Genomic DNA, 23,457 nt, shown 5'->3' on the forward strand with positions numbered 1-23,457 from the left:
TGGAGGCAGAAGGCGCGCACAGCTGCGCCTCGTGCTGCCTCCCTTCCGGACTAGCGAGGTCTCCCTCACATCACCGTCGGTCCCGGAATTCCACCGGATCGGCATCTCGGGTGAACCGAGACGCTCGCGGACTGTCACCGCCGGTTCGGATTCTCACCGACCCCGGAGCACGTTTGATGCTCTGAGTGTACTCAACGCGTCTGCGCACATTTCATTCCGCGTCAGCGCGGCCGCGGGATTCCGCTACTTGAGCAGGCGCGAGAGGCGGCGATCGGCGAGCACCTTGCCCCCGGTCTGGCACGTCGCGCAGTATTCGAGCGAGCGATCGGCGAAGAACACGCTGCGCACGGTGTCGCCGCAGACCGGGCAGGTCTCGCCGCGGCGGGCGTGAACCTGCATGCCGCGACGCTTGGCGTCTTTCAGGTCGGCCGGCGGCTTGCCGGACGCTTCGGCCACCGCCTCCGTCAGAGTCTCCTGCATGGCGGTGAAGAGCCGGTCGACCTCGGCATCGTCGAGCTTTCCCGCGATGGCGTAGGGCGACATCTTGGCCGCGTGCAGGATCTCGTCGGAATACGCGTTGCCGATGCCTGCGATCACCGCCTGGTCGCGCAGCAGGCCCTTGATCTGCATCCGACGATCTTCGAGGAGCGCGGCGAACGACTCGCGGGTGAAGCCTGCATCGAGCGGGTCGGGGCCGAGCCGGGCGATCCCCGGCACGTCCTGTACGTCGCGTACGACGTACACGGCGAGAGACTTCTTGGTTCCCGCCTCGGTGAGGTCGAACCCGCTGCCGTCGTCGAGCGCGATGCGCAGGGCGATCGGCGACTTGCCCGGTTTGATCAGCGTGGTCGTCAGCGCTTCGTACCATCGCAGCCAGCCGGCCTTCGCCAGATGGAACACGAGGTGCAGCTCGTCGCCGCAGGAGAGCACGACGAACTTGCCCAGCCGAGCGGATGCTGTGACCTCGGCGCCCTGGAGAGCGGAGATGGGCGGGTCGTAGGTCTTCAGCGCGGCGATCGCCGCCACGGTCGCGCGCGTGATCGTGCGACCGACGACGCGCTCGCCGAGGAAGGCGGTGAGCCCCTGAACCTCCGGCATCTCAGGCATGGTGTCATCCTGCCACCGGGTGCCGACACTGTCACGGGCTCTGTGAGACCGCTCAGAGCACGGGCCAGGCCACCGGCGTGCGGTCATCGCCCACCAGCAACCCTGCGATCCATCCGTCGTCGCGCCCGCGCGGGCCGGTGAGAGCCTGACGCAGCAGGCCCTCGTAGCGGAATCCCACGGCGCGAGCAGCACGCGCGGAGGGCACGTTGCCCGCGACGGCCCGCCAGCCGATACGGACGAGCCCGAGGTCTGCGAAGCCCCAGTCGATCACGGCACGAGCAGCTTCGACGAGGTAGCCCCGCCCGCGCGACTCCGCCGTCATCCAGAACCCGATCTCGGCGTACCCGCCGGTGTCGTGCTCCTCGATGTGATGCAGACCGATCATGCCGGAGAGCTTGTCGTCGACGTAGATCGCCCACAGGGTCTCGGCGCCGCTGGCCCACCACTCGGCGACGAGTCGCACGAACTCCTCTGCGTCCTTCCGGGTGTACGGGCTCGGCACGGTCGTCCAGCGGGGGATCTCCGGATCCTGGCACGCCTGCTCGATCGCGTCGATGTCCGCGACGGTCGGCGCGCGCAGCACGAGCCGCTCGGTGGTGAGAGTGACCGGTTCCATCCCGAAAGCCTAGTGACTATGCGTCGACCCGCCCCTTTCTGTACGACCCGCCCCTCTATGAACGGTCGTAAAGGGGCGGCTCGCACTGAAAGGGGCGGCTCGGCGAAGAGGCGAGCGACGACGAGGCGGATGCTGCGCCGCACGCGCCGCCATGTCGGTGGGCGCGACTAGTCTTGTCCGGTGACTGTTCCGGGGATTCTGCGCGCCTTGGAAGAGGCGTCTCTGTACCGTGACGCCCTCGCCTGGGCGCACACCGACGCCGACCTGGGCCTCGTCGACGGGCTCGACGCTCCGGCGCTCGCCGGACTCATCGAGAAGCGCGCCGCCGCAGGGCACCCCGCGGCGCTGCTGGCGGTCGCACCGACCGGTCGCCGGGCGGAGAGCCTCGGACACGCACTCGAGGCGTATCTTCCCGATGCCGAGATCCTCACCTTTCCGGCCTGGGAGACGCTGCCGCACGAACGGTTGAGCCCGAGCCCCGATACCGTCGGCCATCGCCTGCAGACGCTCCGCCGCGTCGCCGAGTGGTCGGGAGAGCGTCCGCTCGTCGTGGTCGCCTCCGTGCGCGCGGCCCTCCAGCCGATCGCCGGCAACCTGGGCGAGATCGCGCCACTCGAACTGACCACAGGCAGCCGGGGAAACGAACTCGACCGCGTCGTCGAGCAGCTCATCGAGCGTGCGTACTCGCGTGTCGACATGGTGTCGCGTCGCGGCGAGTTCGCGGTACGCGGCGGCATCCTGGATGTCTTCCCCGCGATCTCCGAGCATCCGTACCGCGTCGAGTTCTTCGGCGACGAGATCGATCAGATCCGCGCCTTCTCGGTCGCCGACCAGCGCTCTCTGCCGGGCGACGTTCCCACCGTCGACCTCCCGCCGAGCCGCGAGCTGCTGCTCACGCCGGATGTGCGAGAGCGCGCTCGCGCCCTCGTCGACGGATTCCCGGCGATCTCGGGAATGCTCGAGAAGATGGCCGAAGGCATCCCGGTCGAGGGCATGGAGTCGCTGCTGCCCGCCGTCGCCGGTCCGCTCAAGTCCCTGGCCGAGTATCTGCCGGCGGGAAGCGCCACCGCGGTCGTCGATCCCGAACGCTCGTCTGCGCGCGCGATCATCCTCGGTGAGACGAACCGCGAGTTCCTCGATGCGGCCTGGAGCGCCGCGACCTCCGGCGCATCGGCGCCGATCGACCTCGGGGCGGGAGACTTCCTGACGATCGCGCAGCTGCGCGAAGTCGTGCGCGACCGCGGCGGTGTCTGGTGGCGGCTCAGCCCGTTCGGCGCAGGCCTCGGCGAGGGCGATGCGGATGCCACGAACCTCGACGCCGCCGTCATCCCGTCGTTCCACGGCAACGTCGACGGGGCGATCTCGTTCGTCGAGGCGAAGCTGACGGACGGATGGCGCGTCGTCGTCATCGCGGCAGGTCACGGCCTCGTCGACCGGGCGCGCGACGTGCTCGCCGACCGGGGCATGGCCGCGCGCATCGTCGAATCGCTCACCGAAGCGCCGGAAGCCGGAATCGCGACCCTCGTCACCGGATCGGTCGAGGCCGGGTTCCAGATCGCCGAGGCGAAGCTCGCCGTCCTCACCGACAACGAGTTCTACGGCCGCACGATCGGCGGCGACCAGCGGGTCGTCAAGAAGCTCGCCTCACGTCGCAAGAACGTCGTCGACCCGCTGCAGCTCAAGCAGGGCGACTTCGTCGTGCACAACACGCACGGCATCGGCCGGTTCGTCGAGATGACGCAGCGAGAGGTGTCGACGGGCGGACGGAACGCGACCAAGTCGCTCCGCGACTATCTCGTGCTCGAGTACGCGCCCTCCAAGCGGGGCTACCCGGGTGACAAGCTCTACGTGCCCACCGACCAGCTCGACCTGCTCTCGAAGTACGTGGGCGGGGAGGCGCCGACGCTCTCGAAGATGGGCGGCAGCGACTGGTCGCAGGCCAAGGGCAAGGCGCGCAAGGCCGTCCGCGACATCGCGGTCGAGCTCGTCAAGCTGTACTCCGCGCGGATGGGCGCGAAAGGCCACGCGTTCGGCCCCGACACGCCGTGGCAGCGTGAGCTGGAGGAGGCGTTCCCGTTCGCCGAGACGCCGGATCAGCTGCAGACGATCGACGAGATCAAGGCCGACATGGAGAGGCCGATCCCGATGGACCGCCTGCTCTCCGGTGATGTCGGCTTCGGCAAGACCGAGGTCGCGGTGCGCGCCGCGTTCAAGGCGATCCAGGACGGCAAGCAGGTGGCCATGCTGGTGCCGACCACTCTGCTGGTCAAGCAGCACATGGAGACGTTCACCGAGCGCTTCGCCGGCTTCCCGGTGAAGGTGCGGGCGCTGTCGCGGTTCCAGAGCGACAAGGAGGTGCGGCTCACGCTGCAGGGCCTCCTCGAAGGCTCGGTCGACATGGTGATCGGCACGCACCGCATCCTCACCGAAGGGGTTCTGTTCAAGGACCTCGGTCTGATGATCATCGACGAGGAGCAGCGCTTCGGCGTCGAGCACAAGGACACCCTCAAGAAGATGAAGACGAATGTCGACATCCTCGCCATGAGCGCCACGCCGATCCCACGCACGCTCGAGATGGCGGTGACCGGCATCCGCGAGATGTCGACGCTCGCGACGCCGCCGGAAGACCGGCATCCGATCCTCTCGTTCGTCGGCCCGCGCAGCGACAAGCAGATGGCGGCGGCGATCCGGCGCGAGATCCTGCGCGAGGGCCAGATCTTCTTCGTGCACAACCGCGTGCAGTCGATCCAGCGTGTCGCGGCCCAGCTCGCCGAACTCGTGCCGGAAGCCCGCATCGCGGTCGCGCACGGGCAGATGGGGGAGCACCAGCTCGAGCAGGTCGTCGACGACTTCTGGGAGCGCAAGTTCGACGTGCTCGTCTCGACGACCATCATCGAGACCGGACTCGACATCTCCAACGCCAACACGATCATCATCGATCGCGCCGACAAGTACGGTCTGAGTCAGCTGCACCAGCTGCGCGGACGCGTCGGGCGTGGTCGGGAGCGCGCATACGCGTACTTCCTCTACGACGAGATGAAGCCCCTGTCCGAGACCGCAGCCGACCGGCTGCAGACGATCGCGGTGAACAACGAACTCGGCTCCGGCATGCAGGTCGCGCTCAAGGACCTCGAGCTGCGCGGCGCGGGAAACATGCTCGGCGCCGAGCAGGCCGGGCACATCGCGGGCGTCGGCTTCGACCTGTATCTGCGCATGATCGGCGAGGCCGTCGCCACATTCCGCGGCGATGAGGTCGAGAGCGGGCAGGAGCTCCGCCTCGAGCTGCCGCTGGACGCGCGCATCCCCGAGCACTACATCGACAGCGAGCGGCTGCGCCTTGAGGCGTACCAGAAGCTCTCGGCGGCGTCGGCGGCCACGGCGAAGGACGAGGCCATCGACCAGGTCATCGAGGAGCTCGTCGACCGCTACGGCACGCCACCCGAAGAGGTCGAGGGGCTACTCGCCATCTCGCGTCTTCGCCGTCGGGCCGCACGCGCCGGTCTCACGGATGTCGTGGTCATGGGATCGAACCTGCGTATCGCGCCGGCACGCCTCGAAGACTCGATCAAGGTGCGGCTGCAGCGGCTGTACCCGAAGGCGAAGCTCGTCTCCGGTGCGGACGCGCTCGTCGTACCGATGCCGATGATCTCGTCCGCGGTGGGTGTGGGTCTCGAGCCCTTGCCCGACGCGCAGCTGCTCGAGTGGGTCGGGCAGCTCTTCACCGCGATCTTCCCGGAGCCCGTCAAGACCGAGTGAGCGGGCGCCAGAGCCAGTGCAGCGCATCCGGGAGGAGGACGCCGCCGTGGTTCGGGTGGTGCCCGCCATCGCCGACGACGAGACGCACGTCGGCCGCGGCGCGGGTGAGTGCAGCGGCCATTTCGAGGTTCTCGGCGAACCAGTTGTGTTCCGGTTCGTCCCAGCCGAGGTCGCGGTGCGCGGCGTGCAGGAACACCCGCAGCGGCCGTCGCGCGCCGGAATGGAGCAGCGCCGGGTAGAGATTGCCACCCGGGATCTGCGCGAAGCTCCCGTTGAACGAGATCACACGACGGATGCCGTCGGGGCGCTGCCACGCGGCCGTGAAGGCCGCGTTGCCACCGGAGCTGCCGCCGCAGATCCCGCGTTGCTCCGGCTCCGCGGTCAGCGCATGCGTCTCTGCCACCCGCGGCAGCACCTCATCGAGCAGGAAGCCCGCGTAGCGAGCATCCGCCGCGTCGTACTCCGCGTTGCGGTTCTTCGGCTCCGCGGCATCCGGGAAGACGCCGGGGTCGACGAAGACGGAGACGAGCGGCGGGATCCCTCCGTGGTGGGCGAGGTTGTCGAGCACGATTCCCGCCCGGACGTCGCCATCCGGATCCAGGTACCACCAGCCGTCGTTGAACACCATGACGGATGCCGGGGCAGAGCTGTCGTGACCGTGCGGCACGTGCACCCAGACCGTGCGCACCGTGCCCGGATACGTGGCGCTGTCCGTGATCTCGAAAGCACGGATGCTGCCCGGGATCACGCCGTCCCGGGGAGCGGAATCGGGCCCGTACGCATAGCTGACGGCATCCGACCCCCGCGGCAGCGCGCGAAACGGCACGACTTCGGTCATCGCTCGAGCGTACCCATGCGACTAGTCTGGCCGCATGTTGTACGAGCACCTCGGGGCTCGGCCCCGGATCCATGACACCGCCGTCATCGCTCCCACCGCCGTGATCTCCGGCGACGTGGCGATCGGCCCGGATTGCCAAGTGCTGCACGGCGCCGTGATCACCGCGGAGGGCGGACCGATCACGCTCGGCGAGAACGTCATCGTGATGGAGAACGCGCTGATCCGCGCCACGGCCGCGAACGCGGTGCACATCGGGGCGCACACGCTGATCGGCACGCTCGCGAGCATCGCCGGGGCAACCGTGGGTGAGGAGGTCTTCTTCGCCTCCGGCGCCCGCATCTTCAACGGCGCGCTGGTCGGCGACCGCTGCGAGGTGCGGGTGAACGCCATCGTGCATCGCCGCGCCGTGCTCCCCGCCGGAACCGTCGTGCCCATCGGCTGGGTGGCCGTCGGCGACCCTGTGCAGCTGCTGTCACCCGACAAGGAGGCCGAGATCACGGCCGCGCAGCCCGAACTCGACTTCCCCGGGCACGTGTTCGGCGTCGACCGCGACACCCCCGATCTGATGGTGCAGCTCACCGAGCGCTACGGCCGCTCCCTCGCTCGGCACGCCGACGACCGCGAGGTCTGAGCCGCCGCCGTTCGAATCGCGCACATGGTCGCCTTCGGGCCGGATTCGCGACCATTCAGGCGATTCGAACCGGGGCAGGTCAGATCACGCCCTGCGCGAGCATCGCGGCGGCCACACGCTCGAATCCGGCGATGTTCGCTCCGGCGACGTAGTCTCCCGCGACGCCATGACGCTCGGCGGCGTCGAACGCGGCGGTGTGGATGTCGCCCATGATCTCGCGCAGCTTGTTCTCGCTGTCGTGGAACGTCCACCGCTGGCGCGAGGCGTTCTGACTCATCTCGAGCGCCGAGGTCGCGACCCCGCCGGCGTTCGCGGCCTTGCCCGGTGCGAACAGCACCCCGGCGGCCTGGAAGGCATCAACGGCGTCAGGCACGCAGGGCATGTTCGCCCCCTCCGACACAGCGCGCACGCCGTTGGCGATCAGCGCCTCGGCATCCGCGAGGCTGACCTCGTTCTGCGTGGCCGACGGCACCGCGATGTCGACGGGCACCTGCCAGACGCTGCCGCCTTCGACGAAGCGGGCGCTCGGACGACGGTTCGCGTACTCGACGATGCGGGCGCGCTCGACCTCCTTGAGCTGGCGGAGAAGGTCGAGGTCGATGCCGGCGTCGTCGACGACGTAGCCGGAGGAGTCGGATGCCGTCACCGCGGTCGCACCGAGCTGGGTGGCCTTCTGGATCGCGTAGATCGCGACGTTGCCCGAGCCGGAGATCGCGACGCGCTTGCCGGCGAGGGAGTCGCCGTGCACGGCGAGCATCTCCTGCGCGAAGAACACCGCGCCGTAGCCGGTGGCCTCGGTGCGCACCTCAGCGCCGCCCCATCCGGTGCCCTTGCCGGTGAACATGCCCGACTCGTGCCGGTTGGTGACCTTGCGGTACTGGCCGAAGAGGTAGCCGATCTCACGGGCGCCCACACCGATGTCGCCGGCGGGAACGTCGGTGTGCTCGCCGAGGTGCCGGTACAGCTCGTTCATGAACGACTGGCAGAAGCGCATGACCTCGGCGTCGGACCGGCCGTGCGGGTCGAAGTCCGATCCGCCCTTGCCGCCGCCGATGCCCTGGCCGGTCAGCGCGTTCTTGAAGATCTGCTCGAAGCCGAGGAACTTGATGATCGACAGGTTCACCGAGGGGTGGAAGCGCAGTCCGCCCTTGTACGGGCCGAGCACCGAGGAGAACTGGATGCGGTAGCCGCGGTTGACCTGCAGCTTCCCCGCGTCGTCGACCCACGGTACCCGGAACAGGATCTGCCGCTCCGGCTCGACGAGTCGCTCGAGGATGCCGCCGTCGACATACTCCGGATGCCGCTCGAGCACCGGTGCGATGGAGTGCAGCACCTCGTGCACGGCCTGGTGGAACTCCGGCTCGTGCGGGCTGCGGGACAGCACCGTGTCGAAGACGGGCTGCACGGCGGCGGCGAGCGGGTGGAAGTCGGCGGCAGACGTAGCGGGCACGCGAGAGAGCTTTCTGGTCGGGAAGGAGCGCAGGCGATCGTGTCGCGTGAGGCGTGGGGATGTGTCGTGGCCGGATCCGACCGATATTTCACTCTAGCGTCGCCCCGGATGTGAGAACTCTCACGCCGACCGCAGCCCCGGTCACCCCGTGTTCTGCAGTCCGGCCGCGACGCCGCTGACCGAGAGCAGGAGGAGTCGCTGCTGTTCCGCATCGGCACCGGATCCGCCGGCCGTCTCGTCGGCGGAGCGCAGGGCTCGCAGTGCGCGCAACTGCAGCAGCGACAGAGCGTCCACGTACGGGCTGCGCAGCTCCACGGCGCGCTGCAGCACCGGCTTGTTCTCGAGGAGTCCCTTGCCGCCGGTGAGGCGGATCACCCACTCTCGGGTGAGCGCCAGTTCGTCGAGCACCAGCGTGGCGAGGTCGTCGCGGTCGCCGAGGGCCAGGTACTGGCGGGCGATGCGCTCATCGGTCTTCGCCAGGCTCATCGCGACGTTGTCGATCATGGTGCGCAGCAGCGGCCATTCCCGGTACGCCTCGGTGAGGAGCTCCGCGTCGCCGACGGCTTCGAGAGCGGTGCCGAGTCCGAACCAGCCGGCGAGGTTGATGCGCGCCTGCGTCCACGCGAACACCCACGGGATCGCGCGAAGGTCTTCGAGCGACTCGACCGAGAGCCCGCGCCGGGCCGGACGAGAACCGAGGGCCAGGAGGCCGATCTCCTCCATGGGCGTCACGGTCGCGAACCAGGACGCGAAGCCGTCGGCCTTCACGAGCGAGAAGAACCGCGCGCGCGATGTGGAGTCCATGATCGCGGCGACCTCGGCGTACCGGGCGGCAGCGCTGCTGGTGCGCTGCTCTTCCGAGGGGGAGGAGGCGAGGAGGGTCGCTGCCGCGACCTGATCGATGTGCCGCATGGCGATCGCGGGCTCGCCGTAGCGCGCGAAGATCACCTCGCCCTGCTCGGTGAGCTTGAACCGGCCGTCGACGGAGTGCGGCGGCTGCGCGAGGATCGCGGAGTTCGCCGGTCCGCCACCTCGACCGAGGGCGCCGCCGCGGCCGTGGAACAGGGTCAGCTCGATCTCCGACTCCTGCGCCCAGCGGGCGATCTTCTCCTGCGCCTCGTACAGGGCGAGGTTCGCGGCGACGGGGCCGACGTCCTTCGACGAGTCCGAGTAGCCGAGCATGACCTCGAGCCGGTTGCCTGTCGCGGCCATTCGCTCGCGGAACTCGGGGAAGGTCACGACCTCGGCGAGGATCTCGGGGGCTGCCTGCAGGTCGGCGAACGTCTCGAACAGGGGCACCACGTCGAGCACAGGGACATCGTCGCCGAGGGCGTGCCGGGCGAGGCGGTGCACGTTCGCGAGATCGGAGGCGGCCTGGGTGAACGAGACGACGTAGCGGCCCGCCGCGCGGAGGCCGCGATCGCGCTGGATCTCGGCGATCACCCGGAAGACCTCGAGGACCTCTTCGGTCTGCGCGCTGACGGCTTCGCCGGATTCCAGCTCCGCGAGCGCCTTCGCGTGCACCTGGGAGTGCTGACGCACCTCGAGCTCGGTCAGGTGGAAGCCGTAGGTCTCGACCTGCCAGATCAGGTGCTGCACGCCACCGAAGGCATGACGCTTGGCGCCGGCATCCGCCAGCGACGACTGCACGGCGCGCAGGTCGGCGAGCAGCTCCTCCGGGCGCGAGTACGGCTGCGCGCCGTCGCCATGGCGGGTCGCAGCGACGCGACGGGCGAGCGAGAGCAGCACGCGCCGGTGCGGTTCGTCAGGGGAGCGGGTGGCGAGTTCCGCCGCGACCTCGGGTTCGGCGGCGGCGAACCGCTCCCAGAGCGAGGTGACCTCGGCGCTCGGCGGGGTGTCGTCCGCGGCGAGCGTGAGCGTGCGGCCGATGCGGTCGAGCGCCCGCTCCAGGCCCCGGAGCACGTGGTCGGCGGCGATCTGCGACGCCTCGCGCGTGACGGATGCCGTGACGAAGGGGTTGCCGTCACGATCGCCGCCGACCCACGACCCGATGCGGACGAACGCCGGGACGATGGGGGCGCTGGAGCCCGAATCCTCACCGCGCAGCGCGTCGTCGATGCGGCGATACACGTGCGGCACCGTCGTGAACAGCGTCTCGTCGAAGACGCCCATCACCGTGCGGACCTCATCGGTGGGTGACGGCTTCTGCGACCGCAGCGGCGCGGTGCGCCAGAGCGTCTCGATCTCTTCGAGCATCCGGCGGTGGGCGCGGTGCTGCTCGGCGCCGCCCTCGCTCGCGGCGTCGTGCTGCGTGAGGAGTTCGGAGAGACGGCGGATGCTCGACGACACGGCGCGACGTCGGGCCTCGGTGGGGTGCGCGGTGAAGACGGGGTGGAAGCGGAGACCGGCCAGACGGCGGCGGGCTTCCTCGTCGCCGACCTCGGTGCGCAGCTGCGCGTACGCGGTGGCGACCGTGTCGGCCGTGCGCCCGGGGGTGCCCGAGCCGGACGACGACGCGGGCTGCCCGGCGCGTTCGCGCAGCACGCGCACGCGCTGGTGCTCCTCGGCGAGGTTCACCAGATGGAAGTAGCAGGTGAAGGCCCGGGCCACTTCGTCGGCGCGGGCGACGGTGAACGATTCGGCGATCGAGGCCGCGCGCTCGAACGCGCCGGACGTCTCTTCGTCATAGGCCTGGATCGTCGCGAGCCGCAGACGCTCGACATCGTCGAACAGCTCGTCACCCCCGGCTTCGCGCAGCACCTGCCCGAGGAGCATGCCGAGCATCCTGACGTCGGATCTCATCGCATCCGGGATGCCGCGACCGGCTTCGAAGCGGCCGATAACGCGGATGGCCTCGGTGTTCGTGGGCTCGGGAAAGTCGTGTGCGGGGGTCACCCCTCGAGAGTATCCCCGTCGGTCGGGGTGCTCTGCACGCATGACGTCCGGCGACGCCGGCCGCGGGCGACCTACCATGGAGGGGATGCGCATTTCAGCGAACCCTCTCCGCGGGCAGCAGTTCCCCGCCGTCCTTCTTCTCGTCGCCGCCGGCCTCGGCCTGCTGCTGGCGAACCTGCCGACGCACGATGCGCTCGCCGCGGTGCTCGACTTCCACATCGCGGTGCCGGGCACCGGTCTCGACCTCTCCATCGCGCACTGGGTGTCCGACGGCCTGCTCGCGATCTTCTTCCTGGTGGTGGCCATCGAGCTGCGACATGAGCTGACCCATGGCGAGCTCGATTCTCCGCGCAAGGCGGTGCAGCCCGCGATCGCGGCCGCCGGTGGCGTGCTCGTGCCGATCGCGGTGTACCTGCTGATCGCCGGCAGCGGCGACACCGCGATGGGATGGCCGATCCCGACCGCGACCGATATCGCGTTCGCTCTCGGAGTGCTGGCGATGTTCGGCCGCGGCCTTCCCTCGAACGTTCGCGTCTTCCTGCTGGCGCTGGCGATCCTCGACGACATCATCGGCATCATCTTCATCGCGGTGCTCTTCGCACACGACGTGCAGTGGCTGCTGCTCGGTCTCGGCATCGTCGGTGTGGCCGTCTTCTGGGTGCTGAGCCGTCTGCTGCATGAGCACGGCCACACGATCATCGCGGTCGCCATGGCCGTGGTTGCGATCGTGACCTGGGGACTCGTCGCGTCGTCTGGAATCCACGCCACCATCGCGGGCGTCATGCTGGGACTCGTGATGGCGCCGGTCCCGGCGGGTCGCACCCGACACCTGCTGGAGCCGACCGTGAACGGCGGGATACTCCCGCTCTTCGCTTTCGTGGCGGCCTTCGTCGTGATCCCGGCGGTCTCTCCCACGCAGTTGTCCCCGGCGTTCTGGGCGATTGTCGTCGCGCTCCCGGTGGGAAAGATCATCGGTATCTCGCTGTTCGGCTGGATCGCCATGCGCATCCGGCCGAAGGGCGCAGAGCCCGGCCTCCCGTTCGCCGACATCGTCGCTGCTGGCGCGCTGGGCGGCATCGGCTTCACGGTGTCTCTGCTGCTGGCGAACCTCGCGTTCGGTTCTCATGACGACATCCGCGACCAGGCGATCCTCGGAGTGCTCGTCGGCTCGCTGATCGCCCTCGTGCTCTCCGGCATCATCGTGTCGTTGCGTGCCCGCTGGTACCGTCGGGTCGCACCGGCGTCGTCCTGAGCCACCGTCGATACGAGGAGAGCACCGTGAGCGCTGAGACCGAACCGCAGGTCAGCGCGGATGATCCGCTCCGCCTCGCTGCGGAGACGATGCGTCAGGTGAGGGAACGCTGCGTCTGGTCGCAGCGCATCACCCACCGGGATCTCGTTCCCTACCTGATCGAAGAGTCGCACGAGGTGATCGACGCCGTCGAGAGCGGCACGCGCGACGACCTCCGCGAGGAGCTGGGCGATCTGCTCTGGCAGGTGCTGTTCCATGCGGCGATCGCCGCGCAGGACCCGGACGATCCCTTCGACATCGACGACGTCTCTCGCACGCTGACCGAGAAGATGGTGCGCCGGCATCCGCACGTGTTCGCCGGCGAGGTCGCCGAGACCCCGGAGCAGGTCCTGGTCCATTGGAACGCCGCGAAGGCGGCCGAGAAGCGCACCCGCACGAGCGTGCTCGACGGCGTGCCGCGGGGGATGCCCGCGCTCGCTCTCGCGCAGAAGATCACGGGTCGCGCGGCGGGCGCCGGCGTCGTCGTGCCGCGCGAGACCGCCGTCACGCCGGCATCCGAGGAGGAGCTCGGCGACGCGCTCCTCGCGCTGGTCGCGACAGCACGCGCCGAGGGATGGGACGCCGAGCGGGCGCTGCGTGAGAGATTGCGGATGCTCGAGGACGAGGTTCGCGCGGCCGAGACGCCCTCCTGACCGAACACGGACACGGAGCCTTCGGTCGACCTGGGAAGATGGAACCGTGGCTACTGTGAACCCGCCGCGCGGCATGCGCGACATCCTCCCCGCCGACAAGGCCCGCCGTGAGCGTGTGCTCTCCGTCATCCGCGACCGCTACCGCGCGCACGGATTCGACGAGATCGAGACGCCGGTCGTCGAGGAGTACGACCGCCTGCACGCCGGGATCGGCGGCGACAACGAGAAGCTCTCCTACAACGTGCTGCGCCGCGGCCTCGATGCGAACGCGATCCGCGCCGCCGCCGACGACCCCGCCGCGCTCTCCGACCTCGGCCTCCGCTACGACCTGACCGTGCCGCTCGCGCGCTTCTATGCGAGCAACCGCGGACAGCTCCCTGGCGTGTTCCGCTCGATCCAGATCGGACCGGTCTGGCGCGCCGAGCGCCCGCAGAAGGGGCGCTACCGGCAGTTCGTGCAGTGCGACATCGACATCATCGGCGATGATTCGTCGCGCGCAGAGGCCGAGCTGATGGTCGCCACGCTCGATGCGGTCGACGCGCTCGGACTCGAGGGTGCGACCATCCGGATCAACGACCGGCGGGTGCTCGACTGGATGCTGGACCACTTCGGCTTCACGGTCGACGAGCGCCCGGGAGCGCTGATCACGATCGACAAGCTCGATAAGGTCGGCCCCATCGGCGTCGCCGCCGAACTCCGCGAGCGAGCACTCCGGCAGGGGAGCAGTACGGACGCTGTGGACGCATTCGAGGCGTTCCTGCAGCGTCCGCAGACCATGGAGTACCACCCCTTCGGAGAGCGTCAGATCCGCAAGGCCCTCCCCGAGGGTGTGCCGGACGAGATCGTCGAGCACCTGGTCGGCATCGGCGAGGCTGTGGCCGCAGGGCGCCCGCCGACGGGCTCCGGAACCGCGGAGACGGAGATCCCGCTCGTCTTCGACCCGTTCCTCGTGCGTGGCATGGGCTACTACACGGGCACCATCTTCGAGCTCGCGCATCCCTCCGTCGACTACTCGCTCGGCGGCGGTGGTCGCTACGACGGGATGATCGGCCGCTTCCTCGGCCAGCAGGTCCCGGCGGTGGGATTCTCGCTCGGGTTCGAGCGTCTGGTCGACCTGATCGAGGCGGAGCCGGATGCCGCCGCGCACGCTGTCGTCCTCGTCCACGACGCGGATGTCCCCGTCGCCGAGCTCGCCGCTCATAAGGCCCGACTCATCGCAACCGGCGTCCGGGTGCGTCTGGAGCGTCGTACCAAGAACCTCAAGGCGCTGCTCGAGCGTTCCGCCGCGGACGGCTACACCGCGTTCGCGACGGTGTCGGCCGGCGCGGCAGAACTGGAACTCAAGCCGCTCTCCTGAGCACAGCGAACGGGGCGAGTTCACGCCCCGTTCACTGCCGTCGTGTCGAATCGCGGTGTGAGCCGCATCCGTGTCCTGTTCGTCGGAGGTCTCGCCGCCGGTCTCGTCGTGATCACCCTGCTCGCCGGCATCCGCCTCGTCCTGACCCGGCAGGCCGCCGTGGCCAGGGAGCGCATCGGCAAGCCGCTCGGCGAGGATTCCCTGGATGCCGATCGCGTGTGGCGGTCGTCCCTCGGTGGCGAACCGCTCGACCTGCTGGTCCTCGGCGACTCGATCGCGGCGGGGCTCGGTGCTGAACGGCGCAAAGAGACCCTCGGCGGGCGCCTCGCGAAGGGTACGGCTCGGCGGATGCGACGACCCGTGCGTCTGCACACCGCGGCGATCGTCGGCTCGGAGTCGCCCGACCTGCCCGCCCAACTCGACGCTCTGCCGGATGGCTATCGCCCGCACGTCGCGGTGATCGTCGTGGGCGGCAACGATGTGACCCATCGGCTGCCGGTGTCGCTCTCCGCCCAGCACCTGCACGAGGCGATCCGACGCCTGCGGGAGGGAGGTGCCGAGGTGGTCGTCGGCACCTGCCCCGATCTCGGCGCCCTGCGCCCGGTGCCGCAACCGCTTCGCCGGCTCGCGTCGAGCATGTCGCGCCGGCTCGCCGACATCCAGGCGGAGACCGCGCGGCACGCGGGAGCCGAACCCGTCGATCTGCGACGCGCGGTCGGCCCGATGTTCTTCGACGAGCCCGAGGCGATGTTCAGCCTCGACCGCTTCCATCCGAGTGCCCTCGGCTACCGGCGTACCGCCGAGGCGCTGCTCCCGGCGGTGTGCCGAGCGGCCGAGACCGCTCTCAGCTCGCGTCGTCGGCCGGCGCGGAGCTGAACGACTCGGCCCATTCGGCGACCCGGCGGCTGCTCTCCTCCTCGGAGATGTCCTCGACCCGCGCCATCACCGACCAGCGCACGCCGAACGGGTCGCGGATGCTGGCGAACCGGTCGCCCGAGACGAACGGCGCAGGCGCCTCGCGTACGGTCGCTCCGGCGGCGACGGCCTTCTCGACCACGGTGTCGACGTCGGAGACGTAGAGACCCATCGAGTAGCAGTCGTCGTCTCCCGCGGGCGAGGCGACGAGGTGGTAGTCCTGACTCGGCTCACCGAGCTGGAGGAGGCCGACTCCGAAGTCGAGATCGGCGTGCGCGACGACGCCGCCGAACTCGGTGACGTCGACGACTCGCGCCCCGAAGACGTCGCGGTAGAACTCGATCGCCTGCTTCGCGCCGGGGATCGCCAGGAACGGAGTGAGCGAGGTCGCGCTGTTCGGGCGCCCGTCGGTCGTGTAGGTTCCGGTCACGCCTGGGGTGGTGGTCTCATCGGTCATGTCTTCACGGTAGGTCGGGGCGGATGCCGGAGGCTTGAAGATCCGCGCCAGTTTCCGTCCGCGACGCGACGTCCGTACCGGCGCCTACGCTGAGCCCATGGTGAACCCGACCCGCGGCGTGCTGTATCCCGCCCGCCTGCCGCAATTCCATCGGCTGCCGGCACCGGCCGAGGCGGCAGAGCTCGTCGCATGGTTCTGGATCCCCGAGTGGGACATCGAGCCGGGACGCTCCTCCCGCCAGGACGTCGTCTCGTACCCGGCCCTCAATCTGGTGGTCGAACAGGGTGCGGTGTCGCTGTCGGGTGCGACGACCCGCGCTTTCCATCGCGACCTGCGCGGACAGGGGTGGGCCGTCGGCGCCCTGCTGCGACCGGCCGCCGTCGCGGCGCTCATCGACGAACCGGCGTCGCTGGTCGACTCGGAGATCGATGTGGATGCGCCCGAGCTCGCCGAGGCCGTCACCGTGGCGATGGCGTCCGGGAACGGTCACCGTGAACGGGCGGTCGACGTGTTCGGACGCTGGCTGCAAGAGCGGGTGGGCCCGACCGAGGATGCGGCGCGGCTGGCCAACGCGGCGGATGAGGTCTTGATGGGGGAGCGCGCCGCGCTGACCCCTGAGGAAGCGGCGACCCGACTGGCGGTGTCCGTGCGCACGCTCCAGCGGCTGACGCACCGTCACGTCGGGCTGTCGCCGGCCGCGATGATCCGGCGGCGGCGTCTGCAGGAGGCCGCGCACTTGGTCCGCGACCAGCCCGACAGCGACCTTGCCACCATCGCGGCCGAGCTCGGCTACTCCGACCACGCGCATCTGACTCGCGACTTCCGTGCGGTGCTCGGAATCGCTCCGCGCACGTACCGCTCGGAGACGGGCTCCGAACCTCCGGCGGCGTCAGCGGCGCGCGAGGCGGAGGCGCAGCATCCGGTATCCGACGCCGACGATCACGGCGGCCGCGCCGACGAGTGAGGCGATCACCGGGAGCGTGCTCACGAGAACCAGGCAGCCGACTGCGCCGAGCACCTGCAGTGCGCGGGGGTACCGTCGCGCCGGGCCGGTCTGGCGGAACGCCGCCGCGTTCGCGATGAGGTAGTAGAGCAGGACGCCGAACGACGAGAAGCCGATGGCGTCGCGGAGGTCGGCGATCAGCACGATCGCGACAACGATGAGCGAGATGGCGATCTCCGCACGCTGCGGCACCTGGTGGCGCCGGTCGAGCTTCGCAAGGAACCGGGGGATATCGCCCTCGCGCGCCATCGCCAGAGTCGTGCGGCCGATCCCGGTCAACAGGGCCAGCAGTGCGCCGAGGGACGCGGCCGACGCGGCGATCTGCACGACCGGCGCCAGCGCCGGCCATCCGGACGCGACGACGAGGTCGGCCAGGGGTGCCGGCGAACGGACCGCGTCGGCGCCGAGTACGAGAACGACCGCGAGACCGACCAGCGCGTAGACGAGGACGGCGCCGCAGAGCGCGAGCACGATAGCGCGGGGAATCGTGCGGGCGGGGTCGATGACCTCCTCGCCCATGGTCGCGATGCGCGCATATCCCGCGAACGCGAAGAACAGCAGCCCGGCGCCCTGCAGCACGCCGTACGCCGTGGTATCCGGCAGCGGTGCGGGAGACGCGGCGGATGCTGATCCGAGCCCGACCGCGACCACCACGGCGAGTCCGAGCAGCGAGCAGACCACGAGAATCCGCGTCAGGAGGGCGGTGCGAGTGACGCCGAAGCAGTTGACCGCGGCGAGGGCTGCCACCGCGGCCACCGCGACCGGCACCTCCCACCCCGCCGGCGCCGCGTAGGCGGCGAAGGTCATCGCCATGGCGGCGCAGCTCGCGATCTTCCCGATCACGAAACTCCACCCCGCGACGAACCCCCACCACGGGCCGATCTCGGCGCGGGCGTACGCGTAGGTCCCGCCGGCGACGGGATGAGCGGCGGCCAACTGTGCCGAGGCCGTGGCATTGCAGTAGGCGACGACAGCGGCGATCGCGAGCGCGAGGAGGATGCCGCTCCCGGCGGCTCCGAGCGCCGGTGCCCAGACCGCGAAGACGCCGGCGCCGATCATCGACCCGAGGCCGATCGCGACGGCATCCGCGAGTGTCAGGCGACGGGCGAGGGGCATCCCGTCATCGTGGCATGTCGCGGTGAACGGTGAGTGACTGGGTGCCGGCAGGCGCGGCGGCAGCCGCCCATGCGGGCAGCGTCAGCGTCGCCGGTGTCGAGCCTCCCAGCCGCACGGTCTGTTCGCTGGGGATCAGGCGCGAGTGATCGCGCACCGGGTCGTCCGTTCCGGAGTTGCGCTGATGCAGGGGGTGCGCGCCGGACGACACCTGCACACGCAGGCGCGAACCGGCGGCGAAGCGGTGGGCGAGCGGAGCCAGCTCCAGCCGGACCCTTCCCGCGGCGTCGGTCTGCGCGCCGGGGGAGAGCCGTCGATAGCCGTCGGCGAGTGCCCGCGACACGCCCTTGGCATCCACTTCGCAGAGGCGCACGAACAGGTCGCCCCGCGGATTCGACGACACGAACGACAGCGCGATCTCGGGAGTTCCGATGACGACGAGCTCCTCCGTCAGGGGATCTCCGGTGAACACGAGCACGTCGTCTCGGCGTTCGCGGCTGCGCTGCTCACGGCGCCCTGCGGAGAACGGGTTCAGGGTTCGGCCGCCCGCATCCGGCGTCGGATCCGCCGGGTCATACCGGTACGTCAGTTCGGCGGCGCGGGTCTCGGCACCCCGGCGATCGAGTCGGCCGTCGGCGGTGAGCTCGGCGGTGATCGCTGCCTGCGGCGGGGGCCAGCTCTCGAAGTCGCGCCATCCGCCGCCTCCGGTCACCTCGAGGCGCACGCCCTCCACCGGCACGGTCCCTGAGAAGGACTGCAGGACCTCGCGGACTCCGATGACGGTGATCTCCGGGGCGCCGTGCACCCAGTCGCCGACGATGAGGCGCACAGGACGCTCGGCGTCGCGGAGTGCGGCGTAGTCCGCGAGCTGCCCGACCAGGAACAGGTCCTGCCAGCCCGCCACCAGGGTCGCCGGCGGGATGGTGTCGATGTCCTGTGCAAAGTGCATCGGCTCCCACCACGGGTCGCCCCGATCGCTGTGCTCGACCCAGTCCCGGAAGAACTGCGGGTCTGCGCCGCGTGCCACCCGCACCGCGTCCGCGGGAGGGACGGCGAGTGCGCCGCGCCGGAATCCCCGTCGGGCGCGCAGCAGCGCCCAGGCTTTGGATGCCAGCGACCGCTCCTGGATGTCGAGTGCGTACGCCCAGGTGAGGGGCGTGTCGATCGAGAATCCGCCGCCGGGGTAGAGGATCGCGTCGTCGAAGCGCCGCGCCGAGATCGCGATGCCCAGCGCGTCCGGACGCTCGTCACCGTCGCAGTAGGCCCACTGGGTCACGCCGAAGTAGCTTCCGCCCCAGGAGTGCACGCGGCCGGTCGCCCAGGACTGCGACCGCAGCCACCGCATGGTCGCCTGCCCGTCAGCCACCTCGTCGTGCAGCGGGTCGAAGGCTCCGCCGGAGCCGAATGTGCCCCGGCAGCTCTGCACCACCACGTGGTGCCCGCGCTCGGCGAGGAAGAGTGCCACTCCGCCGATGCCGTCGCGCCCGTACGGGGTGCGGATCAGCACGGTGTGCCCGCCGGCACCTTCCGCATGCCAGTGGTCGGTGAGGAGCGCGGTGCCGTCGTCTGCGAGCACCGGGATGTCGCTCGTGCGTGTGACGGCCCGGTGAGTTCGCGGGGGCATGTCAGCGGCTCGGGAGAGGCGCCGGTACTCGCGGCGCGCCGCGAAGCCGAGGCGGGGAGCATCGGTCATCGCACGCCCTCCACTCCGGCCGTGACGCGTTTCTTCTCGCGGATGTACACCTCACGTCGGACCTTCGCGACCACGTCGCCGTCGCGGTCGGTGATCACGGTCTCGAACCACTCGAGCACCTTGACACCGCCACGGGCGCGCTCGCGGATCTCGGCGGCCTTCTCCTTCGACACCTCGAACTCCGCGGTCAGGACGCCACGGCCGGGCTTGACGAACTCGATCTCTCCGCGGGTGTCCCACACGACATGATCGCGACCCAGCTGATGCATCACGAGCATGAAGAAGTACGGGTCTGTCATCGCGGACATCGACCCGCCGAACGCCGTCTTGACGTAGTTGCGGGTGAAGACGTTGACGTGCAGTTCGACGGTCGCATGGGTCCAGTCGTCGCTGAAACGGCGGATGCGGATGCCGCTGAACAGGTTGGGGATCCAGAGGCTCATGCCGATCGCGAGGCGGCGGGGAGTGATGCGCATGGCGCCAGTGTCGCGGAAACCTCGTTCGACACAAAGCTCGATGGAGGGTTGATACAGTTGTTATAGTTCAATTAGAATAAGTAGAGATTCGAAGGAGGGGTCCGAATGCTGATCAGAGTCGACGCCGACAGCTCGCGGCCGCTGTACGACCAGGTGGCGGCGTCCATCCGCTCCGACATCCTCACCGGAACCCTCGTGCCCGGCGATCGCCTCCCCGCGGCGCGTGACGTCGCCGAGGCTCTCGACATCAACCAGCACACCGTTCTGCACGCGTACCAGCGGCTGCGCGACGAGGGACTCATCGACCTCCGCCGCGGCAGGGGAGCGGTGATCGCGGCGTCCGCGGCGCCGCTCGCCGAACTCGCGCAGGAGATCGATGCGCTCGTACGTCGCGCGGGCAGCCTCGGCGTCTCCGCCGAGACGCTCGCGGGCATCGTGCACGCCCACCGCGATCTCGGATCCGACACGAACCCCGCCACCCCCGAGGAGGAGCCGTCATGACCACTCACGACCTGACCCGCACGCCCCCGCCGCTTCTTCGCCGAGCGCGGCTGACCTTCTTCGTGGTGGCGCTGGTCGTTCCGCTCGTGATCTCGACCATCGGGGTCATCCTCACCCTGACCTGGCTGCCGTCCTTCCAGAACCCGGTCGCCACGCACTGGGGGATCGACGGCGCCGACGCGTTCGGACCGGCATCCACCTACATCTGGATCCTGCTCGGCGTGGGACTGGGAATCCCCGTGTTCCTGGCGGTCGTGACGCTCGCGGCCGTCGGCGCCCACTGGGGAGGTGCCGCGCGACTCATGGGTGCTATGGCCGCCGGGCTCGCCGCGCTCACGGCCACGCTGAGTCTCGGCGCGCTCGCGATCCAGCGGGGCCTCGCCGATCCCACCGAAGTCCCGGGCGTCGGAGGCGTGGTCGCGCTGTCCTTCAGCGCCCTCCTGGTCGTCGGACTGGTCGCCTGGGCCGTGCAGCCCCCGGTCAGCCCTGAGCCCGGACGCACGCTCGAGCCCCGCCACGCGGTGCACGTCGCCGAAGGGGAGCGGGTCGTCTGGCTGGCCACGACCGCGATGCCCCGTGCGGCCGTCGCAGCCATGCTCGTGCTGCTGCTCGGGCTCGTCGCGCTCGCCGCCTTCATGCTCGGCACGGGGGTGCAGGGCGGATGGGTCGTCGCCGTCGTGGTGGTGGTCGTCGCGTTCGCGATGGCGGCGACGACCACCTTCCGGGTGCGGGTGACCCCCGAGGGCTTCGCCGCCCGTGCGCTGCTGGGGTGGCCGCGCGTCTCGATCCCGCTCGATGAGATCGAGTCGGCGAGAGCGGTCGACATCTCGCCCTTCGGCGAGTTCGGCGGTTGGGGATGGCGCGTCGGGGTGAACGGTCGCTCAGGCATCGTGATGCGCCGTGGTTCGGCCGTCGAGATCTCCCGCCGGGATGGTCGAACGTTCATCGTCACGATCGATGGGGCGGAAGAGGCAGCCGCGCTCCTGCAGGCCTATGCCGACCATGGAAAGGCGACCTCGTGAACGGCATCACCTTCCCGACGACACGACGCGTTCCCTGGCTCGCCGTCATCGTCTTCGCGGTTGCCGCCTGCGGCCTCGCCTGGCTGGTCGCTCTGCCGCTCTGGCTCGGCGACGGACTCGCCGAACCGATCTCCGGCGTGCTGCTGCCGGTCATGATGTTCACGCCCGCGGTCGCCGTGCTCATCGTCACCGTCGTGATGCGCGTCCCGGCTCGCGGCGAACGCGCACGGTTCCTCGGTCTCTGGCCGCTGCGACCGGCGAAGCGCGTGGTCTGGCTGATGGTCGTCGCCTGGCTGATGCCGCCACTGCTGGTCGCCCTGAGCATCGTCACGGCCGCCGCGCTCGGATTCGTGCAGCTCGATCTCACCTTCGCGGCCTTCTCCGCGCAGATCGAAAGCGTTCTTCCGCCGGGGACCCCGATGCCTCCGGTCGGCGTCGTCGTGTTCGCGCAGATCGCGTTGATCCCGGCTGCCGCGCTCCTGAACGCGGTACCCGCGTTCGGTGAGGAGATCGGGTGGCGCGGCTGGCTTCTCCCTGCGTTGCGCCCCCTCGGCACGTGGCCGGCGCTCCTCATCAGTGGTGCGATCTGGGGCTTCTGGCACAGTCCGGTCATCCTGCTCGGGTACAACTTCGGACGCACCGACATCACCGGCGTGCTGTTCATGATCGGCGGATGCATCGCCTGGGGCGTTGTGCTCGGGTGGCTGCGGCTCCGTTCGGCATCGGTCTGGCCCGCGGTGATCGCCCACGGGTCGCTGAATGCCTCGGCCGGCCTCGTCCTCCTCTTCGCTGCCGCCCAGCCCGACCTGGGGCTCGCCGGGCCCCTCGGCGTCGCCGCCTGGATCGTGCTCGCCATCGTGGTCGCCGTGCTCGTGCTCACCGGACAGTTCCGGCGCCAACCCGAGCTGGCCGATGCGCCGGGAAGACTCCTCTCGCAGCCGCGCTCTTGACGCCCTGCCGGCCCGAGGGTTGGCTGAGGTCATGGAATCCACCCCCGCAGCCTGGTCCCAGACCGACACCTTCCTCGTCGACACCCTCGTCGGACCCGACGCAGACCTCGAGGCCGCACTCACCGCGCAGCGCCGGGCCGGCATGCCGGAGATCGAGGTGGCGCCGGTCGCGGGCAAGCTCCTCGACCTCCTGATCCGCATCAGCGGTGCGCGCCGGGTCCTCGAGATCGGCACGCTCGGGGGATACTCCACGATCTGGATGGCGCGCGCGGTCGGAGATGAGGGACGCGTCGTCACGATCGAGGCGGAGGCGGCCAACGCCGCCGTCGCCCGCGCGAGCATCGATGCCGCGGGTGTGGGGGAGCGCGTCGACATCCGCATCGGCCGAGGTGCGGATGTCCTGCCCACGCTGGTGGGCGGTTTCGATCTGGTCTTCATCGACGCCGACAAGGAGTCCAACACCGTGTACCTCGACTGGGCGGCCAAGCTCGGCCACCCCGGCACCGTGATCGTGCTCGACAACATCGGTCGCGAGGGCGAGATCGTCCGCGACGACTCGACCGACCCGAAGGTGATCGGCACGCGAGACGGGCTGAGGATGCTGGGCGAAGACCCCCGCTTCGATGCCACGGCGCTGCAGACGGTCGGTGCGAAGGGCTGGGACGGCGTCGCGCTCGCAGTCGTCGTGTGACACCGGACTCCATCGACCCCGCCCGAGCGGTCTCCGGCGCCATCGGAGGGCGGGACTAGACTGAGCGCGGACCGACGACGC

The 23,457-nt window shown here is 70.0% G+C and carries 20 protein-coding genes and 1 riboswitch; of the genes, 11 read left to right on the top strand and 9 right to left on the bottom strand.

Going from position 1 to position 23,457, the window contains the following annotated elements; genetic code table 11:
• Window positions 1-28: 28 nt before the first annotated feature.
• Window positions 29-174, bottom strand: a riboswitch (FMN riboswitch).
• Between the two features lie 69 nt (window positions 175-243).
• Both V5D55_RS12605 and V5D55_RS12610 read right to left on the bottom strand, forming a co-directional pair.
• Complete coding sequence (locus tag V5D55_RS12605) at window positions 244-1,107, bottom strand: Fpg/Nei family DNA glycosylase (RefSeq protein ID WP_435743503.1); 864 nt, start codon at window positions 1,105-1,107, stop codon at window positions 244-246.
• Between the two features lie 52 nt (window positions 1,108-1,159).
• Window positions 1,160-1,723 (bottom strand): GNAT family N-acetyltransferase, encoded by a 564-nt coding sequence (locus V5D55_RS12610; protein WP_435743505.1) that lies wholly within the window; start codon window positions 1,721-1,723, stop codon window positions 1,160-1,162.
• Between the two features lie 180 nt (window positions 1,724-1,903).
• Between V5D55_RS12610 and mfd the strand changes: the two genes are divergently transcribed.
• Complete coding sequence (gene mfd / locus V5D55_RS12615; protein ID WP_435743507.1) at window positions 1,904-5,479, top strand: transcription-repair coupling factor; 3,576 nt, start codon at window positions 1,904-1,906, stop codon at window positions 5,477-5,479.
• Here the strand turns inward: mfd and V5D55_RS12620 are convergent.
• Window positions 5,466-6,317, bottom strand: coding sequence for an alpha/beta hydrolase (locus V5D55_RS12620; protein WP_435743509.1), 852 nt, complete (start codon window positions 6,315-6,317; stop codon window positions 5,466-5,468). The two genes, mfd and V5D55_RS12620, sit on opposite strands and share 14 nt — an antisense overlap.
• A 34-nt stretch (window positions 6,318-6,351) precedes the next feature.
• Between V5D55_RS12620 and V5D55_RS12625 the strand changes: the two genes are divergently transcribed.
• Entirely contained in the window at window positions 6,352-6,948 is a 597-nt protein-coding gene (locus V5D55_RS12625; protein WP_435743511.1) for a gamma carbonic anhydrase family protein, read from the top strand.
• 79 nt (window positions 6,949-7,027) lie between these two features.
• On the opposite strand, the gene gdhA is transcribed toward V5D55_RS12625, so the two are convergent.
• Window positions 7,028-8,398 carry an NADP-specific glutamate dehydrogenase gene (gene gdhA, locus V5D55_RS12630; RefSeq protein WP_435743513.1) on the bottom strand — a complete coding sequence of 457 codons (1,371 nt, stop codon included), beginning with the start codon at window positions 8,396-8,398 and terminating at the stop codon, window positions 7,028-7,030.
• A gap of 141 nt (window positions 8,399-8,539) precedes the next feature.
• Complete coding sequence (locus V5D55_RS12635) at window positions 8,540-11,254, bottom strand: phosphoenolpyruvate carboxylase (RefSeq protein ID WP_435743515.1); 2,715 nt, start codon at window positions 11,252-11,254, stop codon at window positions 8,540-8,542.
• 85 nt (window positions 11,255-11,339) lie between these two features.
• Between V5D55_RS12635 and nhaA the strand changes: the two genes are divergently transcribed.
• The 4 genes from nhaA to V5D55_RS12655 all read left to right on the top strand — a co-directional run bounded on the left by nhaA (window position 11,340) and on the right by V5D55_RS12655 (window position 15,431).
• Window positions 11,340-12,506, top strand: coding sequence for a Na+/H+ antiporter NhaA (gene nhaA / locus V5D55_RS12640; protein ID WP_435743517.1), 1,167 nt, complete (start codon window positions 11,340-11,342; stop codon window positions 12,504-12,506).
• An 89-nt stretch (window positions 12,507-12,595) separates the two neighbouring features.
• On the top strand, window positions 12,596-13,198 hold the full coding sequence (locus V5D55_RS12645; RefSeq protein ID WP_435749296.1) for a MazG family protein: 603 nt from the start codon (window positions 12,596-12,598) through the stop codon (window positions 13,196-13,198).
• Between the two features lie 73 nt (window positions 13,199-13,271).
• Window positions 13,272-14,555: a histidine--tRNA ligase gene (locus V5D55_RS12650; RefSeq protein ID WP_435749297.1), complete on the top strand. Its 1,284-nt coding sequence runs from the start codon at window positions 13,272-13,274 to the stop codon at window positions 14,553-14,555.
• Window positions 14,556-14,612: 57 nt separating this feature from the next.
• Window positions 14,613-15,431, top strand: coding sequence for an SGNH/GDSL hydrolase family protein (locus V5D55_RS12655; RefSeq protein ID WP_435743519.1), 819 nt, complete (start codon window positions 14,613-14,615; stop codon window positions 15,429-15,431).
• Here V5D55_RS12655 and V5D55_RS12660 read toward each other — a convergent pair.
• Window positions 15,400-15,927 (bottom strand): VOC family protein, encoded by a 528-nt coding sequence (locus V5D55_RS12660; RefSeq protein WP_435743521.1) that lies wholly within the window; start codon window positions 15,925-15,927, stop codon window positions 15,400-15,402. The genes V5D55_RS12655 and V5D55_RS12660 overlap by 32 nt on opposite strands.
• Before the next feature lie 97 nt (window positions 15,928-16,024).
• On the opposite strand from V5D55_RS12660, the gene V5D55_RS12665 reads away from it, so the two are divergent.
• On the top strand, window positions 16,025-16,891 hold the full coding sequence (locus tag V5D55_RS12665) for a helix-turn-helix domain-containing protein (protein WP_435743523.1): 867 nt from the start codon (window positions 16,025-16,027) through the stop codon (window positions 16,889-16,891).
• Here V5D55_RS12665 and V5D55_RS12670 read toward each other — a convergent pair.
• The 3 genes from V5D55_RS12670 to V5D55_RS12680 are packed head-to-tail and all read right to left on the bottom strand — an operon-like array spanning window position 16,817 to window position 20,212.
• A complete protein-coding gene (locus V5D55_RS12670) occupies window positions 16,817-18,046 on the bottom strand; it encodes an APC family permease (RefSeq protein ID WP_435743525.1) in 1,230 nt (409 codons plus the stop codon). The genes V5D55_RS12665 and V5D55_RS12670 overlap by 75 nt on opposite strands.
• Window positions 18,047-18,050: 4 nt before the next feature.
• Complete coding sequence (locus V5D55_RS12675) at window positions 18,051-19,736, bottom strand: CocE/NonD family hydrolase (protein ID WP_435743527.1); 1,686 nt, start codon at window positions 19,734-19,736, stop codon at window positions 18,051-18,053.
• The gene (locus V5D55_RS12680; RefSeq protein ID WP_435743529.1) at window positions 19,733-20,212 is read right to left on the bottom strand and encodes a PaaI family thioesterase; all 480 of its coding nucleotides are present in this window, start codon (window positions 20,210-20,212) and stop codon (window positions 19,733-19,735) included. Before V5D55_RS12680 ends, V5D55_RS12675 begins: the two co-directional genes overlap by 4 nt.
• A gap of 105 nt (window positions 20,213-20,317) precedes the next feature.
• On the opposite strand from V5D55_RS12680, the gene V5D55_RS12685 reads away from it, so the two are divergent.
• Genes V5D55_RS12685 through V5D55_RS12700 form a run of 4 tightly spaced genes read left to right on the top strand, consistent with a single transcriptional unit; the run spans window position 20,318 to window position 23,376 of the window.
• Complete coding sequence (locus V5D55_RS12685) at window positions 20,318-20,713, top strand: GntR family transcriptional regulator (protein WP_435743531.1); 396 nt, start codon at window positions 20,318-20,320, stop codon at window positions 20,711-20,713.
• Window positions 20,710-21,735, top strand: a complete 1,026-nt coding sequence (locus V5D55_RS12690; protein WP_435743533.1) for a DUF1648 domain-containing protein — start codon at window positions 20,710-20,712, stop codon at window positions 21,733-21,735. Before V5D55_RS12685 ends, V5D55_RS12690 begins: the two co-directional genes overlap by 4 nt.
• Window positions 21,732-22,685, top strand: a complete 954-nt coding sequence (locus tag V5D55_RS12695; protein WP_435743535.1) for a lysostaphin resistance A-like protein — start codon at window positions 21,732-21,734, stop codon at window positions 22,683-22,685. The genes V5D55_RS12690 and V5D55_RS12695 overlap by 4 nt, the downstream gene beginning before the upstream one ends.
• 31 nt (window positions 22,686-22,716) lie before the next feature.
• Window positions 22,717-23,376, top strand: coding sequence for an O-methyltransferase (locus V5D55_RS12700; RefSeq protein WP_435743537.1), 660 nt, complete (start codon window positions 22,717-22,719; stop codon window positions 23,374-23,376).
• The last annotated feature ends 81 nt before the right edge of the window (window positions 23,377-23,457 follow it).

This window comes from Microbacterium sp. PMB16, assembly GCF_051294855.1.
Lineage (GTDB): Bacteria > Actinomycetota > Actinomycetes > Actinomycetales > Microbacteriaceae > Microbacterium.

What these genes read in the sequence shown, in the direction of transcription:
- V5D55_RS12700 (WP_435743537.1), top strand. Translation starts at nt 22,717, where the DNA reads ATGGAATCCACCCCCGCAGCCTGGTCCCAGACCGACACCTTCCTCGTC.
- V5D55_RS12675 (WP_435743527.1), bottom strand. Translation starts at nt 19,736, where the DNA reads ATGACCGATGCTCCCCGCCTCGGCTTCGCGGCGCGCCGCGAGTACCGG.
- V5D55_RS12680 (WP_435743529.1), bottom strand. Translation starts at nt 20,212, where the DNA reads ATGCGCATCACTCCCCGCCGCCTCGCGATCGGCATGAGCCTCTGGATC.
- V5D55_RS12650 (WP_435749297.1), top strand. Translation starts at nt 13,272, where the DNA reads ATGCGCGACATCCTCCCCGCCGACAAGGCCCGCCGTGAGCGTGTGCTC.
- V5D55_RS12625 (WP_435743511.1), top strand. Translation starts at nt 6,352, where the DNA reads ATGTTGTACGAGCACCTCGGGGCTCGGCCCCGGATCCATGACACCGCC.
- V5D55_RS12670 (WP_435743525.1), bottom strand. Translation starts at nt 18,046, where the DNA reads ATGCCCCTCGCCCGTCGCCTGACACTCGCGGATGCCGTCGCGATCGGC.
- V5D55_RS12620 (WP_435743509.1), bottom strand. Translation starts at nt 6,317, where the DNA reads ATGACCGAAGTCGTGCCGTTTCGCGCGCTGCCGCGGGGGTCGGATGCC.
- V5D55_RS12660 (WP_435743521.1), bottom strand. Translation starts at nt 15,927, where the DNA reads ATGACCGATGAGACCACCACCCCAGGCGTGACCGGAACCTACACGACC.
- V5D55_RS12605 (WP_435743503.1), bottom strand. Translation starts at nt 1,107, where the DNA reads ATGCCTGAGATGCCGGAGGTTCAGGGGCTCACCGCCTTCCTCGGCGAG.
- V5D55_RS12685 (WP_435743531.1), top strand. Translation starts at nt 20,318, where the DNA reads ATGCTGATCAGAGTCGACGCCGACAGCTCGCGGCCGCTGTACGACCAG.
- V5D55_RS12610 (WP_435743505.1), bottom strand. Translation starts at nt 1,723, where the DNA reads ATGGAACCGGTCACTCTCACCACCGAGCGGCTCGTGCTGCGCGCGCCG.
- V5D55_RS12665 (WP_435743523.1), top strand. Translation starts at nt 16,025, where the DNA reads ATGGTGAACCCGACCCGCGGCGTGCTGTATCCCGCCCGCCTGCCGCAA.
- nhaA (WP_435743517.1), top strand. Translation starts at nt 11,340, where the DNA reads ATGCGCATTTCAGCGAACCCTCTCCGCGGGCAGCAGTTCCCCGCCGTC.
- V5D55_RS12690 (WP_435743533.1), top strand. Translation starts at nt 20,710, where the DNA reads ATGACCACTCACGACCTGACCCGCACGCCCCCGCCGCTTCTTCGCCGA.
- V5D55_RS12645 (WP_435749296.1), top strand. Translation starts at nt 12,596, where the DNA reads ATGCGTCAGGTGAGGGAACGCTGCGTCTGGTCGCAGCGCATCACCCAC.